The following is a 15,240-nucleotide window of genomic DNA, read 5'->3' as shown; positions in this document are numbered from 1 at the left end:
GTTCTATTCAACGTAAAGGAATTCGTTTGATGTCAGTAACGCCTGGCAGAGATTGGTAAACGCCTGCCGGGACATGGAAACATTTGCGGGGAGTTGCCGCGGATGAAGTGCCATGACTTCCAGCTGCTGATTGATGAAATTGATCGCCAGTTCCAGTTCTTCCCGGGACGGCTGGCGATAGTAGGTCAGCTCCCAGGCCCGGGCGATGTCCGAGGGAGTGATCGTGGCTGAATCCTGCCGATCGCCTGAGAAAACTGCTCTTGAATTCGAGGTGATGGTGGGGCCACTGTTCGAAACCAGTTCGACGTTGACTTCCCAGTGGAACGAATCTGCGTTGGTGTTCTCACGGCAATCCGTGATGAAATCGATGGTATCTCCTGCTTCGACGCTGACGGGTGCTGTCGAAGTTTCCACACGCTGATTCTGCGAAGTCCATTCTCCCAATAGGCCGTGGCGATTCGAGACGATTCGTCCACGCACACCGTCTCCATGCTCGCTGAGGTGGTTCAAGTGCCCGGAGGTGACTCGAAGCTGCCCGGCAACCGGGGCGTTCCAACGCCGAATCACCGCGAAGTCGGGGTTATTCCCGGTATGGCCGCCATCCGTTGAGAGTGCGGCCCAGCCGGTCTCAGGGGCGGGGTAATCGCCGAGCCCTTGCCATTTTTGGGCATTGTAGTGAGGAAAGAGTGTGAACTTCGTCTGTCCGGATTCGTCGATTCCGCCGTACCCGTACTGCCACTGCTGCGGCGGGTTTTGAATTGAAGGCAATCCCTGGATGTCCTGTGCGGAACCGTGTGGGCGATGTTCATCCAGAATCCGGTTTGCCAGTGCGAGTGACTGATCGAGTGTGAACTGGCTGTTCATCATCATCAGCGACTGGGTCGCGACGGTGGATGACGGCCGGACTTCGCAATTGACAGCCATGACAGGGGCATCGAACGCCTGCAGGATCGAAACTGGCTGGCTGCGACGCTGTTGAATGTACAGGCTGCGGCGATTGCTGGTGGACTCGTCCACAATCGTTTGTCCTTCCGCATCCTCTTTCACGGGGATCGGGGGGCCGAACAGCGTCGCGTTCAGATGGCCGGTGGTGAACAGGACGCGGTCTCTGAGTACTTCTGCATCCAGTCGGATCACGTCCTTCCGCCAGTGAGAACGGTTCGTGTCATCCAGTTCCATCTTGCGGGGGTCGCGTGCGGATGACTGCCGATATGCCGTCGAAAGCAGAATCGTTCGCTGCAGCTTCTTCAGATTCCAACCGGACGAAATCAACTCGGTCGCGAGCCAGTCGAGCAGCTCAGGGTGTGTCGGCTGAGCTCCCAGCTTGCCGAAGTCGGCGGGAGTTTGAACCAGTCCACGTCCGAAATGGTGCAGCCAGATCCGGTTCACCAGAACCCGGCTGGTGATGGGGTTGGAAGGGCTGGTGAGCCAACGGGCAAAAGCCAGCCGACGGCCTGACGTGGCCAGTGCAGGATCGTCTTCCTGGAAGGAGACGAGTTCTCCCTCGGGAGCCAGAACCGCCGGGGCCGCCGGAGCGACGACCTGTTTGGGCTGCTGATGGTCTCCGCGATAAAACAGATGAGTCTTGGGGAGGTGACCTGGCGGTTCGACCAGTGCCCGGACGAACTCTTCGCGCGGCTTGCGTGCGCGAATCTCCGCCGCCTTCCCATTCATCTTTTTCAGTTCTTCGTGAGCATCCGGCAGGTACTGATACAGCGATCCGGGTGTGATATTGATCCGGGGATTCAGATTGATCAGTTCCTGCTGTTCGGGGGTCCGCTTGTCTGCTGGAGTATGAATTGCGGAGTCCAGCTGCTGGCGGAGCGGTTCTTCGAACGTCAGCAGTTCCTTGGCGATGGCTTCTTCGATGTAGCGTGCTTCCAGAGCGTTACGCTCCACTTCAACCTGCTGCGCTTCGGCTTCAATTTGGGCGGCCAGTTCCCGGTCCGCCTGTGTATACAGTGAGACGTTCCGGCTGTTGGGGGTCGCCCACTGCTGCCAGTCGAGGGCTGGGTCGAAGATCGCTCGCAGGGCAAAGTAATCGACGTGCGAGATTGGATCGTAACGATGATCGTGACACTGGGCGCACGCGACGGTCAGGCCGAGCAATGAGGAACTGACGATCTGAATGGTGTCGGCGATGACCAGATTCCGACCTTCGGGAGAATTGTCGCCGCTCCCGGTGCCGTCAGCGGCCATTCGCAGGAAACCGGTCGCGGTCAACAGCTCGATCTGCTCGGGAGTCAGGTCGCCCTGAATGGGACCTGCCAGTTCGTCACCGGCCAGCTGCTGCTCGAGGAACTGATCGAAAGGCATGCCCGAATTCAACGCGCGGACCACGTAGTCGCGGTAGCGATAGGCCGAGTCCCGGATCACATCCTGTTCCGTGCGACCTTCGGAGTCTGAGTAACCGGCGATATCGAGCCAATGGCGTCCCCAGCGCTCTCCATAATGCGGAGAGGCGAGCAGTTCATCGACGAGGCGTTCGTAAGCATCGACACGTTGATCGTTCAGAAATTCCTGCATCCGCTCCGGTGTCGGGGGAAGTCCGGTGAGATCGAACGAGGCCCGCAGCATCAGGGCAAGCCTGGAAGCGTCTGCGGAGAAGGAGAGTCCTTCCGGCATGGCAGCCAGAAGGAACGAATCGATCGGAGTGCGGACGCGGGATGAATCCTTGACTTCGGGGATAGCGGGAGTTGTCAGTGGACGGAACGACCACCATTCCCGTTCTTCCTGCAGCAGGGGAACCCCGGAGCCGATCGACTCGGGTTCAGGTCGCGCCGTCGGTGCTCCGGCTGCGATCCAGGCTTCAATCTTCTGCAGTTCCTCAGGAGTGACCTTTGCTTCGCCGGGAGGCATTTCACCCGACTTGATTCGCTCGACCAGCAGACTTTCCGCAGGTTGTCCGGAAACGATTGCCGGGCCCGAATCTCCCCCTTTTTGTTGAAACCGGACCAGACGCAGATCGAGATTCCCCTCGTGGCTGTCCGTGGCCCCATGGCAGTCCAGACAGTGAGTTCGGAGAATGGGGCGGATGTCCCGCTCGAACGTTAATTCAGATTCGCTGGCGGAGAGAACCTGCGGGCTGGCAGCGAAAGGCAGAATTCCAAAAGCCGCAACCAGGAGACGCAACAATCCTTCGCGCAGGCGAGTGGAGGGAATTCGCATGTGGCACCGGGGATTTCAGGGCACGGTCAGGAGGGAAACTGTGGCGGGTACTCCATGCGGAGTTAGTCCGATTATTCACCAACAATGGACGAAATTCAATCGCAATCGATCTATTCCGACCTTGTTCGATCCGCTTCGCAGGTCGCCTCAGACTGGGACGCCACAGCCTGTTACGACAGGAAATGGGCCGTTTCGAACACGGAGTGGGAAATCTTTCAATGTCCGACGACCTCTGGGGTTGAGGCAGGTCTCGGATGCAGGGGATTCGCTGTCTTACTCGGATTTCGGTGTCTGTGAGGGAGTCGGTTGCATCAGATATTGAAGCAGGGCAATTCGGTCTTCATCGGACAGGTCTTTGAGCAGCCCTTCCGGCATGAGCGAAGTCGTCATCGCCTGCAGGATTTCAATTTCTTCCCGGGGTAATGTGGTCGTCTGGTTGTTGGCCCCCTTCAGCGTGACGCTGGTGGGACTCTGTTCGACGATCAGTCCTGTGAGGATACGGCCATCCTCGGTCGCCAGTTGAAACTGGACAAACTCTTCACGGATTCCGGCTGACGGGTCCACGATCGCCAGCAGGATGAAATCGGTGTTGGATCGTTCGTAGCCGGTCAGGTTCGGGCCGATCTGTCCCCCTTCCGAAAACAAGGTGTGACAGTTGGCGCAGTGCTTGGTGAACAGCTTTTTGCCGTTTGCGAGGTTTTCAGCAGTGACTGCGGACGTGCTAAGGAGGCTTTTCAGGCGAGTGATCTCAGCCGCTTTCTCGGCAGATGTTTCCCGCGTCCGTCCCCAGATTTGATTAACCCGTTCCTGCAACTTTTCATCGGGATGCAGACGCAGTTGCTGGACGATGTCGTTCGGGACAGCATTGCGTGGAAGGCGGTGCTGTTCAATCTCGCTGAGCAGCTGAGCCGTCCAGGGGATCCGGCTGGCCAGAACCCGAAATGCTGACTCGCGCAGCCCGTGCTCATCCGGCAGGGACGACTGGAACAGACTGCAAATCTGTGCACCGATATTTGCTTCCGGGTATCTCATCAAGGCTTGCAGTGCAGCCTTCTTGACGCCGCTGGAAGGGGATTGCAGGACAGCCAGCAGTCCCGGAACGGACTGAGGGCAGTCGACTTCCCCAAAGGTCTCGATGATCGCGAGGCGGGTTGGCAGGTCCCCCTGTTCATTTCGAATGGCTTCCACCGCGTCGGTGACCGACTTGGCGTCCCCCAGTCGAATTCCCAGAACCAGATTCGACTCCCCCAGCGACTTCTGGTAGTCCTGAATCGCCAGCTTCAAGCCGTTAGGCAGCTTGCCGATTTCGCGTCCCTGATACGCTTCCAGAAAACCTGACATGAGAATGGGAGCGGATTCCGGGGGCGCAACCGCCAGAAGCTGTTCGCACGCCAGGAGCGCTGGCGACGGCGCTGAAGCCTTCTGCTCCTGAATCCCTTCCAAGGCGAAGCGTCGCATCAGGCGGGCGGCGATGGCCTGCTGAAAGAGCGGCGACTGCCAGACGTCGGTCGACTTCAGAAGCTGCAGGACCTGCTCGCGGGGTGAGCTTTTCGAAATGGAATTCAACAGAACTCCGACGTGTTGACTGTGATTCAGAACACACTCGCCGCAATGTGCTTCGAGTCCCCACCAGATGAGCAGCGGAAGGTGCGGGTCGTTCAGATCAGCATCATGTTTCATCAAAGCGGTCAGGATCGGAAGGGCAACATCCGTTTCGAATCGTGCTGACGATGAGGCCAGCTGGGATCGGACCTGAACCTGAGGTTCCGTGCTCGCGAGACTGGCCAGCGCGGATGCCGTTTCCGGGGACACCTGGCGTGCATCCCCCAGCAGACGAACTGCCCATCGTCGCATCTCTTCCTGAGGGTGAGTCAACACGCTGCGCAGAACCTCGTCGTCAAGTTTCCCGGCGGAGGCGAGTGTCCACAGCGATTCCAGTGAGTCCGGCTGGTCAGCTCCAATCGCTGCAAGCAGCTTCTGCTGAGTCGGTGAATCCTGTGATGGTCGCAGGCGATCAGCGAGAAGACGGACCGCAGTCTGTCGCTCCCATTTGTTGGGGGAACGAAACCGGGCAATCAATTCATCGTCGGAATCTTTGGTGAGATTGGGGATCGGGCCGGAAGGGGTCGCTGCATTCTGAATCCGGTAGATCCGGCCCGAGGACTTATGCCAGGTGTCACGGGGATCGACGTGCGACAAACGGGTGTCGTACCAGTCGGCCATGTAGACCGCTCCATCCGGACCGGCTTTTATGTCGACCGGCCGGAACCATGTATCATCCGTCTTGAGCAGTGTTGGAATGTCGGCGGTGCGATACGTGGATCCCTCGGAGATCAAATCGCTGGCCCAGACCCGATGATGCAGAGCATTCGCAGCGATGATACGACCGTGATATTTCTCAGGCAGTGTTCCCCCTTCGTAGATGAGGAATGTCTGGGCGAACCGGTCCGGGTCTCCTTCGTGTTTCATGTGCGGGAAGTAACCGAACGCATATGGGTTTGTGAGAGGCCCATGCTTCCCGAAGTTCTTCTCTCCATAGGAGCCCTGTGGATAAAACATGCCGCGGGTATCGCCGGCGTTTGTTCCGGAAAAGAGGCGGCCTGTGCCGTCGAACTCCAGCGAGAAGGTGTTTCCGCCCCCTTCAGCGAAGACTTCAAAAACGTCGGTATCGGGATGAAAACGCCAGATGCACTGGCCTTCAAACCGGACATCCTGATTCACTTTGGAAGAGACCTGTGCAGTGGTGGTCGACCCCATGGCACCATACAGCCAGCCATCCGGTCCCCATGTCAGGCTGTTGGCAAGAGCATGTGTGTCTTCCAGTCCAAAGCCTCGCAGTTTGACTTCGGGGTCGCCATCGGGAATGCCGTCGTTGTCTGCATCGGGATAGAACATCAGGTAGGGAGGATTCATGACCCAGATTCCCCCTCGTCCTGTGACCGTGGCTGTGGCGATGTTCAAATCCTTGATGACGTCCCGATGTGCATCATAGACGCCGTCGTTGTTGGTATCTTCGAAGACCGTGATGACGTCGGCTCCGGGAACATGATGGGGAGGAGGACGAGGGACGTCGTCAAAGACCGCGCGGAGGTACTGATCGTATCGGACGATCTTCAAGCCGGCCGGCAGCGGGTATTGACGATACTGCGTCACCCACATCCGTCCCTGCTCATCGAATGACAGATGCAGCGGCTGCATGACATCCGGCTCGGCAGCAACCAGTTCAACCTTGATGTCGTCTGCGGGCTGAAAGTGTTTCAGAGCAACTTCCGGTGCCAGCTCCGGCGTGTCGTCCCCGAGCTGTCCTTTCCCCTGAAACTCGCGAATCACCTTTTCAACTTCGGCGTTCGCTGCAGGGGTCGAAGGTTTGTCATCCGGGAACGCGGAATGCAGAAGAGAGAGCAATCCGCAGCAGGTCATCACAGCAGCGATGTTACGAGACATCCGCACTGACATAATTCGCTTCCTGGTGTTTGATAAAGGAAAGCAGACTCTCTCAATTTAAACGACAGCGACTCAAATTGAAACTCTTATTCCGGATACGTTTCAACTCGAGACCGAGATTGTAAGTGTCGTTCATCAATGGTGTTGTGGATGAAGTGGGTGGGTGGTTGAGGTTGTTCGGCGAAATTTTTTCTGTGTCAGAATTTCACACACAGGTGGAACGCAGCGACAGACTGAAGAGCGGGTAAGCATTCTGCTATCATCGCCCGCAGAATCATTCGCTCCGAATCTCAAAAGATCGGCTCCCCGTTGAAGAACGCGACATCCATCGACATTCTGTTTTCGCTGTTGACGATTGTGCTCGTGGCGGGAAGCGTGGGCTTCTGGATTGGAGCGGTCAGGCGCCTCGGGCGGGGCGAGCCTGTGGTCCCGCTCCGGTTCCGCTGGCGCCCTGTGCGTGTCCCCCGTTTTCCGCTGGCGGTCACGCTCTTTCTGTTGCTCGTCACCGGACTGGGGGTCGCCCTGACGGCAAATGACGCTGCGCAGCCTACGCTGGAAGCGATTCGTTACGCCGTCATGGGGAGCATTGTTGAGGGAGTGGTCGTCCTCTTCGTTCTGCTGACAAGCCTGTTTCTGGGAGCACGATCCCGTACTGATCTGGTTCGACTGGGGTTTCGCTCAGACAACATTCCCGGACAGATTCACGATGGTGAGATGGGCTTGCTGGCCACTGTGATTCCGACAGGGTTGATTCTCATTCTCACAGCCAGTCTTCGCAGCGTGGAGACGGAACATCCTTTTCTCAGACTGCTGAAAGAGACAAATGACGGCCTGGGCCTGTTTCTGATTCTGCTCAGCGCGGTGGTTTTCGCGCCGCTCAAGGAAGAGCTGATGTTCCGGGTGATTCTGCAATCCTGGCTGGAAGAGCGCTTTCGTCCGTGGCTGGCGGTCGTGCTCAGTTCCGGTGCATTCGCTGCCGTGCACGGAGTTCCGGATTCGATCGCCCTGCTCCCGCTGGCGCTCGTGCTGGGGTATCTCTTTCAGCGACGTCGGAGTTATCTGGCGGTCGTGGCTGTGCACGCGCTGTTCAATGCCTACAATCTGATGGCGACCATGGTCACCGTCGACAAAGCGTAACCTTCAACGATTTCTTTCACGCGACATGTCACTCATTCCGGCTCCGTTTCTGTTCCGCTTCACCTTTCCGGTGGCCCGCGTCGACAAGCTTCCGCGCGGCAAGGCCCCCATGCTCAGCCTTCCCGCAAGTTGTCGGCTTCCGTTTCCATCCTCACTGGACGGAAAAGAACCGTTTGCAGCGATGTCTCTGGCCTGGAACCCACAGGGGCTGGCGATTGAGATCAGCGTGGAAGGGAAATCGAATCTTCCCTACTGCAATCCGGAAGCGATCGGAACTTCAGACACAGTGTTTGTGTGGATCGATACGCGTGACACGCAGACTCAGCATCGTGCATCCCGTTTCTGCCATCACTTCATCGCCATGCCGACGGGGGAAGGGGATGACGGCATGACCCCGGTGTTCCGGCAGCTGCCGGTGGCGCGAGCCCGTGAAGAGGCTCCTGATGCTGAACCCGAGAGCCTGCTGGCGGAATCGGATACAAGTAAAACCGGTTACCGGCTGGCGATGTGGTTTCCGAAAGAATCACTGCATGGATTCGAACCCGGTCCCGGAGCGAGACTCGGTTTTTACATTGCGATTCAGGATACCGAACTCGGTCGCCAGACGCTGACTGTCTCGGAAGACTTTCCGTACGACATGGATCCCAGCCAGTGGGTCAGCCTGGAACTGACTTCGGAGTAAGGAATTCACCTACTCCTGTCCCGGTGGAGATTTCCCATCCGGATATTTCACCCGTTTCAGGACGATGAAGTAGCCCTTGGTATCCACGGGGATTTCTTCCCATTGATCTCGCTGATTCCGGTATTCCCGCGTCTGGTCGAATCGCTGGATTTCGCTGTAACGATGACCGGTGTCGATCACAATGTAGTCGGTGTCATCCGGCACCTTATCCTCATAGTCGGCGACCCGCCGGGGATAATGGCTGTAATCGTATGAGCGCTCGAAATGGGTGAATCTCGGATGCACAAAGTCGGTGGATGCGACGCGCGCAGTCGGCGGGATGAGCGGCAGGACTTTGGCGAATTCCCGGGCCCGTTCGCCGGGGACATAGAGTCGCTGCCAGTAGAACGGGCTTCCGCTGTCCCAGAACTGGATTCCCCATGGAGACAGGCTGAAGAAGAGTCCGGTCGTCAACGCACAGCAGAACATCCAGAGGCCACGTTGATCGGCGATGGATCTGAATTTCGAGTCCTCTGAAGACTTCGACATCAGACTCGCCCCGGCTCCCCAGAGGATTATCGGAATCAGTGCTGCGTGGAAATGATGGAACGGACCGGGGAAGTCCTTCGTCAATTCATTCAGACACAGAAGGACAAACAGGGGCAGTCCGACCAGCAATCGTCGCCACTCTCGAAGCGGCATGCCCACAGGCATCAGCAGATCGAGAAACAATGCCGTCGAAGCTGCTGTGACCAGATGTTTCCACAGCAGCGCCGGGTTCGTGAGGATATTGACGACGATCTCCACCGGGGTCTTGCCGAACGCCTGAAAGTAGCTGGCATAGTGAACGGTTTTCCCCTCGTGGAACCAGGGGATGGCGAACTTTACCGCGAAAATCACGTACAGCGGGGCGAGAATGGTCAGAAGAAGACCAGCCACCAGCTGCGGCTTCCAGGCAGCGTCTTTTGTCGACTTCCAGTTCCACCAGGCTTCAGCGAAGAGCCAGAGTCCGAAGGGAGCAATTGCCACGCCAAAGTCTTCCTGACAGGACAGCGCGACCAGAATGCAGACAGACATCCAGCCCCAGCGGCGGCGTTCGGCAGCATCGATCATGAAGAGCAGCGCGGGAATACCAAATGCGCTCGGGCGGAACGTTTTCAGGTCGATCGCAATGTCGAGGTAGTGCATCGGGAAATAGAGCAGATAGGCGAGTGACAGCCACATCGCGGCTCGCTCGCTGCGACCGTGACGCCGGGCGATCCAGTACACGGGAACCGCTCCCAGGGCCAGCACTGCAGATTCACTCAGCTCCATGAACAAGTGTGACGGCCAGAAGAAGTACAGTGGCAACAACAGCAGGTGCACGAACTGAATGTGTTCGCCCCAGAAGAGCCCCTGATCGAGGTAGCTGCGAAATCCCTTGCCGTGCAGAACATTCCACAGGTGTTCTTCGTACATGGAGGAATCGCCATGCGGCAGCTGCAGGTTGAACCACAATCCCCAGTTCATCCCGACGAAGATGACGAGATAGACGAGCATCCCGCCAAGAACCGCTGCGCAGGCGAAGCGGGAGGAGAGTGCAGCCGACTCACGCGGAGTTGATGACGTGGTCGGTCCCCATTCCCGCAAGATCTCCCACAGCCAGCCCGCCAGGGTTGCAGCCAGCGTGATCTTGACTGTCTGGACGAGAAGTGCGGTCAAACCGGCTCCCGGAATGAGAATCGATATCAGCCATCCGAATGCCCAGACTCCGATGGGGATCGACCAGAGCGCGTTCATGAAGCTTTTGTGTGCAAAGGCTGTGAACAGACCTGCGCGATTCGGAGCCAGGCCGCTGCGGAGTTTTGATTTGGTGGGAGACTGTTCCTTCTTCTTCCCGCCGGCATGTCGAAACTCCGACAGGGCGGCGATGAAGTTGATCAGCAGGCAAGAGCACAGGCTGAGGACCGTCAGGCTTCCGAGTGATGCGACCGCCAGCAGACCCTGCGGGGTCTGTTCCAGTGTTCCGCCGAGTGTTTTGAAGATCGTGGTCCATGTCGGCAGGCTCACGAACGTCCGGGCGACAACTTCGTTTTCCAGTACGAACAGTGCGAACAGGGCTGTGACGATCCACTGGGCCAGAACGCTCCCGATGGTCAGCAGCGGGGAAGAGGAATCCACTGTGACGGGCACCGGTGAAGCAGGTCCAGTGGCAGCCTTCGGGCGGGGCATGACGAATACGTCCTCAATCGGTCAATGATCCGGCAGACATCGGGCAGTGCCAAAGGCACGTTGTTTCAGGTGCCGGGCTGATAACTCAACTTCGCCGACAAAAACTGTTCGCCCATGCAGACTAACGCCAGCAGGACCAGCAGCAGCCAGCGAATCTCCGAACCCGGGGACTCGCTGCGGATCCAGTCGAACGAACCGGCCGGCTGAATGCGGACGTTTGTGTCGGACCCCAGTTCACGCAGCAGCGTCGGGTCATCCAGAACTTTCAGTGCGCCTTCCACCGCAGGAACGTTCAATGCGTACAGGCGTCGGTCGGCTGTCTGGTCCTGTCCCATCAACGTGACTCCGTAGACGCCCGGTGCGTCCGTCTCACGGAAGGTTGCTTCCAGCTGAGGAGCGGTCGCAGCAGTTCCTTCTTCACTCGGTACGGGAGCGGCCTGAAGCCGCGTGACCTGATCCAGTGGAGTCAGGATTTCGACTTCCGGCTGAAAGGCGGCCGGGCTGAATGTAATCTCTAGCGGAGTTCCTGTCGGCAGTTGAGGGAACGCCAGATCCTTGCGGATGAGTCGTTTTGCAAGTTCAAGCTGCAGCACCACAAAACTGAACCCGGCGGGTCCGTTGGCCCAGTTCGACCAGTTTTTTCCCTCGGGATTGATGAGCGGTCCGGCCGACGTCAGGCAGGTGAAGATCTTTCCTGCTCCATAGGAATGTTCGAACATCAAAGGTTCGCCGCTCAGTCGAGCCAGCACCTGGACATCGTCCGCCATCCGAGGCTGATTGGGGGAATCGGAAGCAAGCGGATAAACAACGTTGATCAGCACCTGATCGAGGATCGGCACCTGACTCTGGTTGAACAGTTCGAAGAGCGGATCCTTGCTGACAGCGATCCCCGTTCCACCGCCCGAGTCTGGAGACTGCAGCACCTCGACGGGGGCGGGACCGAGCCGCACGGGGAAGAGTCCCCCCTCTTCTGCAAAGAGTTTTTCATTGTAAAACGAGGGACGAACAGCATCTCCCAGATACCAGATTAACCCGCCCCCCTGACGAACATAGGATTCCAGTGAAGCGACTGCGTCCGGCGGCAACTCGGAAATGTTGATCAGGTAAATCAGGTGATACTTGTCCAGCGCGACGCGGCGCAGGTCTTCGGGAGTTCGAATATCCGGAGCGAACCCTGTGACGGATTTGTCAGCTGCCAGTGCATCGGCGATGTAATTGGCCTGCTCGGCGGACGGGGATCCGTCGACGATGAGGATGGGATTGTCTTCGGGAACATCGACTGCCAGAAAGCGGTTGTTGTCCGCTTCCAGAGCATCATCCCCCAGCGAGAGCCGGACGGTATGAGGCTGAGCGGTCTCGAAGATGACATCGAAACGCCGGGTCGAACTCTGGCCGGCCGGGATCGTCTGAAAATCGACCGTGCGCGGAAGTCGGTTGCCATCCACGAAGACCGAAGCGCTGACGTTCTGTGCTTCCCGGGTGCCCCAGTTCCGGACCGTAGCCGACAACGAGACCGGGACCCGCGCTGCTGCGACTTCGACCGATCCCCCCAGCTCGGAGATCCCGAGGTTCTCATGGCTGCCGTCGACGCACCGTACCAGATTGATCCCAATCTTGGCCTTGTCCATTGCCTGCAGAAGTGCAATGGCGGCCTTGTTATCGATCCAGTTCGACTGACGGAAATCAGAAAGCACATGCACCTGTCGCAGAGAAGCCCGCTGTTCCATCAGTCGCCGCTGAGCCCCTTCAAGTGCCTTCGAGGGGTCTGAGTATTGATGTGTGCAATCGAGCGTCTCAAGTCGTTCGGTGATCTCTGCCAAAAGCGGCTCATCAATGACCCGTTCGCTGAGTCCGGAGACAACCTGATCGGGAGCGGACATCAACACCAGAGTCAGCGACTGTGAACCGGGTCTGCGAGCTCCTTCCGCAACGATCCTCCGCACGGCATCCTTCGCCACATCGAACGCGGACCCTTCACCGACACGGTCTCGCATGGAAGCGGAATCATCCAGGATGACCACATGTTCGGATCGGGCCCCCTGAAACAGGGAGAGCTGATTGGGATCCGTGATCAGCCGGGCGACCAAAGCGACGATCAGCAGGATCATCGCGACGCGAAGGAGGAGAAGCAGAAGTTGTTCGACCAGCAGGCGGCGGCGGTTCTGCTTCTGACTCGCGAGCAGAAACTCCATCGCTGCAAACCGCACCCGGCGATACCGCATCCGATTGATCAAGTGAATGATGATCGGCGCAGCCAGCAGCGCCATCCCCGGCCAGAACAATCCAGGGTTGAGAAAGTGCTGTAGAATCCACGTAGACATAAGCGTTTCTGCTGGGGCCATATCAACGGAGAATGAAGTGTAGTCGACAGTTGCACGGGCGGCGAGGGGCAGGGAAACTTTTCGGCAGACGAATGGAAGTTCCGCTTTTGAAAAACTGCGGACACGAAACTGAAAATTCTCCACAACTCCGCTACAACAGGGGTTCCACTTCCATGAGAGAGTGATGCTCAAATTCGCCCTGGGGAATCTGCTCAGTCGTTCGTTGAGGTCAATCCTGGCACTGACCGGATTAGCGATTGCCATTGGCGGAATGGTCGCCTTGTTCAGCATCGCCCAGGGAATTGACTACGTCGTGAACCGGACGTTCGCTCAGATTCCCGGACTGGCGATTCAACAGCGAGGAGCCCCCGTGCCCCTCTTTTCGACACTCCCCGCCGCCTGGGGTGAAGAGATCGCCCGCATTCCGGGGGTCACGGTGGTCGACGCGGAAGTCGTACAGCGACTGAACGTGATGGAGGGGAAAGCACTCATTTCACCTCCCCGTTTTATTGTCGGACTCGACTTGCGGGTTCGTCCTTTGCTGGACCGGGATGTCTACCGCGAGAACATCGTATCGGGGCGAGCGTTTCAGGCCTCTGACGCTTCGACTTCGCATTGCCTGATCAGTCAGCAGATTGCCGACGAGACCGGGCGAAAAGTGGGGGACAAGCTCCGCCTCAACGATTTCACTGCCGACATCATTGGCATTTACAACACCGGCTCGGCACTGCTGGACGTCAATGTGCTGATGGACCTGAGCACCGTCCGCCAAATGATGCGTGTCGACCCCGGCACCGTTTCGTTCTTCTATGCGGAATCCGCCCCGGGAGTGGACCAGCGGGAATTGAAGGCGGAGATCGAACGACGTTTCCTGAACCGTTCCGTCACCGCCGAAGCGGGGAACTCATTGTCAGGCTGGGGACAGGCTGCAGGCTGGTTGCTCCGTCAAATGCAGAGCGGGTCAACTCCCGAGGCTGCGACATCCGAAGCACCCTCCGCTGTGCCGACGGGGATCAGTGCTGTCGAAGTGCGACTCGCGGAAGACTGGTCGGAACGGTTCTCGGAGTTCACTGGCGATCTGGAACTCTTTCTGATGCTGATTACGACAATGGCGGTCCTGATCGCGGTCCTCAGCATCGTGAACACAATGACGATGAGCGTCTCCGAGCGGATGATCGAGTTTGGAATTCTGCGCGCCAACGGATGGTCGAAGTTCAACATCATGCAGTTGATGACGCTTGAAAGCGGGCTTCTGGGAATTGCCGGAGGAGTGGTCGGCGCGCTATTGGGATGGGTGACGACGGTGATCGTGAATTCGATCTATTCGGATCGATTGCAGCTGCATGCGACACCCGCACTCCTTTTGTTCGCGGTCGTCGTGAGCACGGTTCTGGGAATCGCCGGGGGCCTGTACCCCGCCTGGCTGGCTGCCAGCCGTTCCCCCATGGATGCGATCCGCCGAGGTTAAACGACGCGTAGCGGCAGAAGTGAATCACCATGATCAACGTTCGCAATGTCACGAAAAGCTTCCAGAGCGGGACCACACAGGTGAACGTCCTGAATGGGGTGACATGCGATTTTCCTGCGGGATCATTCTCGTTCATCCTCGGTCCATCGGGGAGCGGGAAAAGCACGCTGCTCTACCTGCTCGGGGCGTTGGATGACCCGACCAGCGGAGAGATCCAGGTCGACGGGCAGTCGCTGGGGAACCTCAGTCTCCGGGAACGCGACCGGTTCCGCCGTGATCAAGTGGGGTTCATCTTCCAGAGCTTCAATCTCATCAAGAATCTGAATGCTCTGCAGAACGCGCTCGTCCCTTTCTTTGCCACGGGATGTTCTCCACAGCTGCGGGCCCGGGCGGAGGAACTTCTGAACCGGGTCGGACTGAAAGACCGTGTGCATCACCGTCCCAGTCAGCTTTCGGGAGGGGAACAGCAGCGTGTCGCCATCGCCAGGGCGATCCTGAAGTCTCCGAAACTGATCCTTGCTGACGAGCCGACAGGGGAACTCGACAGCCATACCGGTCGCCTGATCTTCGACCTGCTCCGTCAACTTCAGGAAGAGCAGGCTGTTACGGTGGTGACTGTCACGCACGATGAACGGTATCTGACGCCGGCTGATCGGGTGCTGAGAATGGAAAACGGTCTCATCACGAGCAGTTGAAACGGGGAGTTCCCCCAGGCAACGTTCGTCACATTCCCGCAATCATCTGAATGGGAATCGGCAATGTTCGCCGCGGCTGTCGGACGAGTTCCGAAAAGCCGGATTCGCTGATGCGGAAACCCGGGGACCTTGGTA

8 protein-coding genes are annotated in these 15,240 nt (G+C 58.1%); 4 read left to right on the top strand and 4 right to left on the bottom strand.

The genetic code is table 11. The features are described from left to right. Positions 1 to 3: 3 nt before the first annotated feature. Complete coding sequence (locus SH661x_RS18395; RefSeq protein ID WP_437224550.1) at positions 4 to 3,168, bottom strand: DUF1553 domain-containing protein; 3,165 nt, start codon at positions 3,166 to 3,168, stop codon at positions 4 to 6. 273 nt (positions 3,169 to 3,441) lie between these two features. After that, the gene (locus SH661x_RS18390) at positions 3,442 to 6,612 is read right to left on the bottom strand and encodes a PVC-type heme-binding CxxCH protein (RefSeq protein WP_437224548.1); all 3,171 of its coding nucleotides are present in this window, start codon (positions 6,610 to 6,612) and stop codon (positions 3,442 to 3,444) included. Between the two features lie 309 nt (positions 6,613 to 6,921). Between SH661x_RS18390 and SH661x_RS18385 the strand changes: the two genes are divergently transcribed. Both SH661x_RS18385 and SH661x_RS18380 read left to right on the top strand, forming a co-directional pair. Continuing rightward, positions 6,922 to 7,749 (top strand): CPBP family intramembrane glutamic endopeptidase, encoded by an 828-nt coding sequence (locus SH661x_RS18385; RefSeq protein WP_437224545.1) that lies wholly within the window; start codon positions 6,922 to 6,924, stop codon positions 7,747 to 7,749. 25 nt (positions 7,750 to 7,774) lie between these two features. Continuing rightward, a complete protein-coding gene (locus tag SH661x_RS18380) occupies positions 7,775 to 8,431 on the top strand; it encodes a hypothetical protein (protein WP_437224542.1) in 657 nt (218 codons plus the stop codon). Positions 8,432 to 8,440: 9 nt separating this feature from the next. Here SH661x_RS18380 and SH661x_RS18375 read toward each other — a convergent pair whose 3' ends face one another. Further along, on the bottom strand, positions 8,441 to 10,621 hold the full coding sequence (locus tag SH661x_RS18375) for a DUF2079 domain-containing protein (protein WP_437224539.1): 2,181 nt from the start codon (positions 10,619 to 10,621) through the stop codon (positions 8,441 to 8,443). Between the two features lie 65 nt (positions 10,622 to 10,686). Then, positions 10,687 to 12,942 carry a BatA domain-containing protein gene (locus SH661x_RS18370; RefSeq protein WP_437224537.1) on the bottom strand — a complete coding sequence of 752 codons (2,256 nt, stop codon included), beginning with the start codon at positions 12,940 to 12,942 and terminating at the stop codon, positions 10,687 to 10,689. Positions 12,943 to 13,126: 184 nt separating this feature from the next. On the opposite strand from SH661x_RS18370, the gene SH661x_RS18365 reads away from it, so the two are divergent. After that, positions 13,127 to 14,410, top strand: a complete 1,284-nt coding sequence (locus SH661x_RS18365; RefSeq protein ID WP_437224535.1) for an ABC transporter permease — start codon at positions 13,127 to 13,129, stop codon at positions 14,408 to 14,410. 29 nt (positions 14,411 to 14,439) lie between these two features. Continuing rightward, positions 14,440 to 15,105, top strand: a complete 666-nt coding sequence (locus SH661x_RS18360; protein ID WP_437224533.1) for an ABC transporter ATP-binding protein — start codon at positions 14,440 to 14,442, stop codon at positions 15,103 to 15,105. The last annotated feature ends 135 nt before the right edge of the window (positions 15,106 to 15,240 follow it).

It is taken from the genome of Planctomicrobium stercoris, assembly GCF_051465655.1.
GTDB lineage: Bacteria > Planctomycetota > Planctomycetia > Planctomycetales > Planctomycetaceae > Planctomicrobium.
Note: the sequence above shows the minus strand (reverse complement) of the source record. Positions and strands in the feature narration are given on the sequence as shown.

Coding starts and splice junctions, on each gene's coding strand:
- SH661x_RS18375 (WP_437224539.1), bottom strand. CDS start 10,621: ATGCCCCGCCCGAAGGCTGCCACTGGACCTGCTTCACCGGTGCCCGTC.
- SH661x_RS18365 (WP_437224535.1), top strand. CDS start 13,127: ATGCTCAAATTCGCCCTGGGGAATCTGCTCAGTCGTTCGTTGAGGTCA.
- SH661x_RS18395 (WP_437224550.1), bottom strand. CDS start 3,168: ATGCGAATTCCCTCCACTCGCCTGCGCGAAGGATTGTTGCGTCTCCTG.
- SH661x_RS18360 (WP_437224533.1), top strand. CDS start 14,440: ATGATCAACGTTCGCAATGTCACGAAAAGCTTCCAGAGCGGGACCACA.
- SH661x_RS18380 (WP_437224542.1), top strand. CDS start 7,775: ATGTCACTCATTCCGGCTCCGTTTCTGTTCCGCTTCACCTTTCCGGTG.
- SH661x_RS18390 (WP_437224548.1), bottom strand. CDS start 6,612: ATGTCTCGTAACATCGCTGCTGTGATGACCTGCTGCGGATTGCTCTCT.
- SH661x_RS18370 (WP_437224537.1), bottom strand. CDS start 12,942: ATGTCTACGTGGATTCTACAGCACTTTCTCAACCCTGGATTGTTCTGG.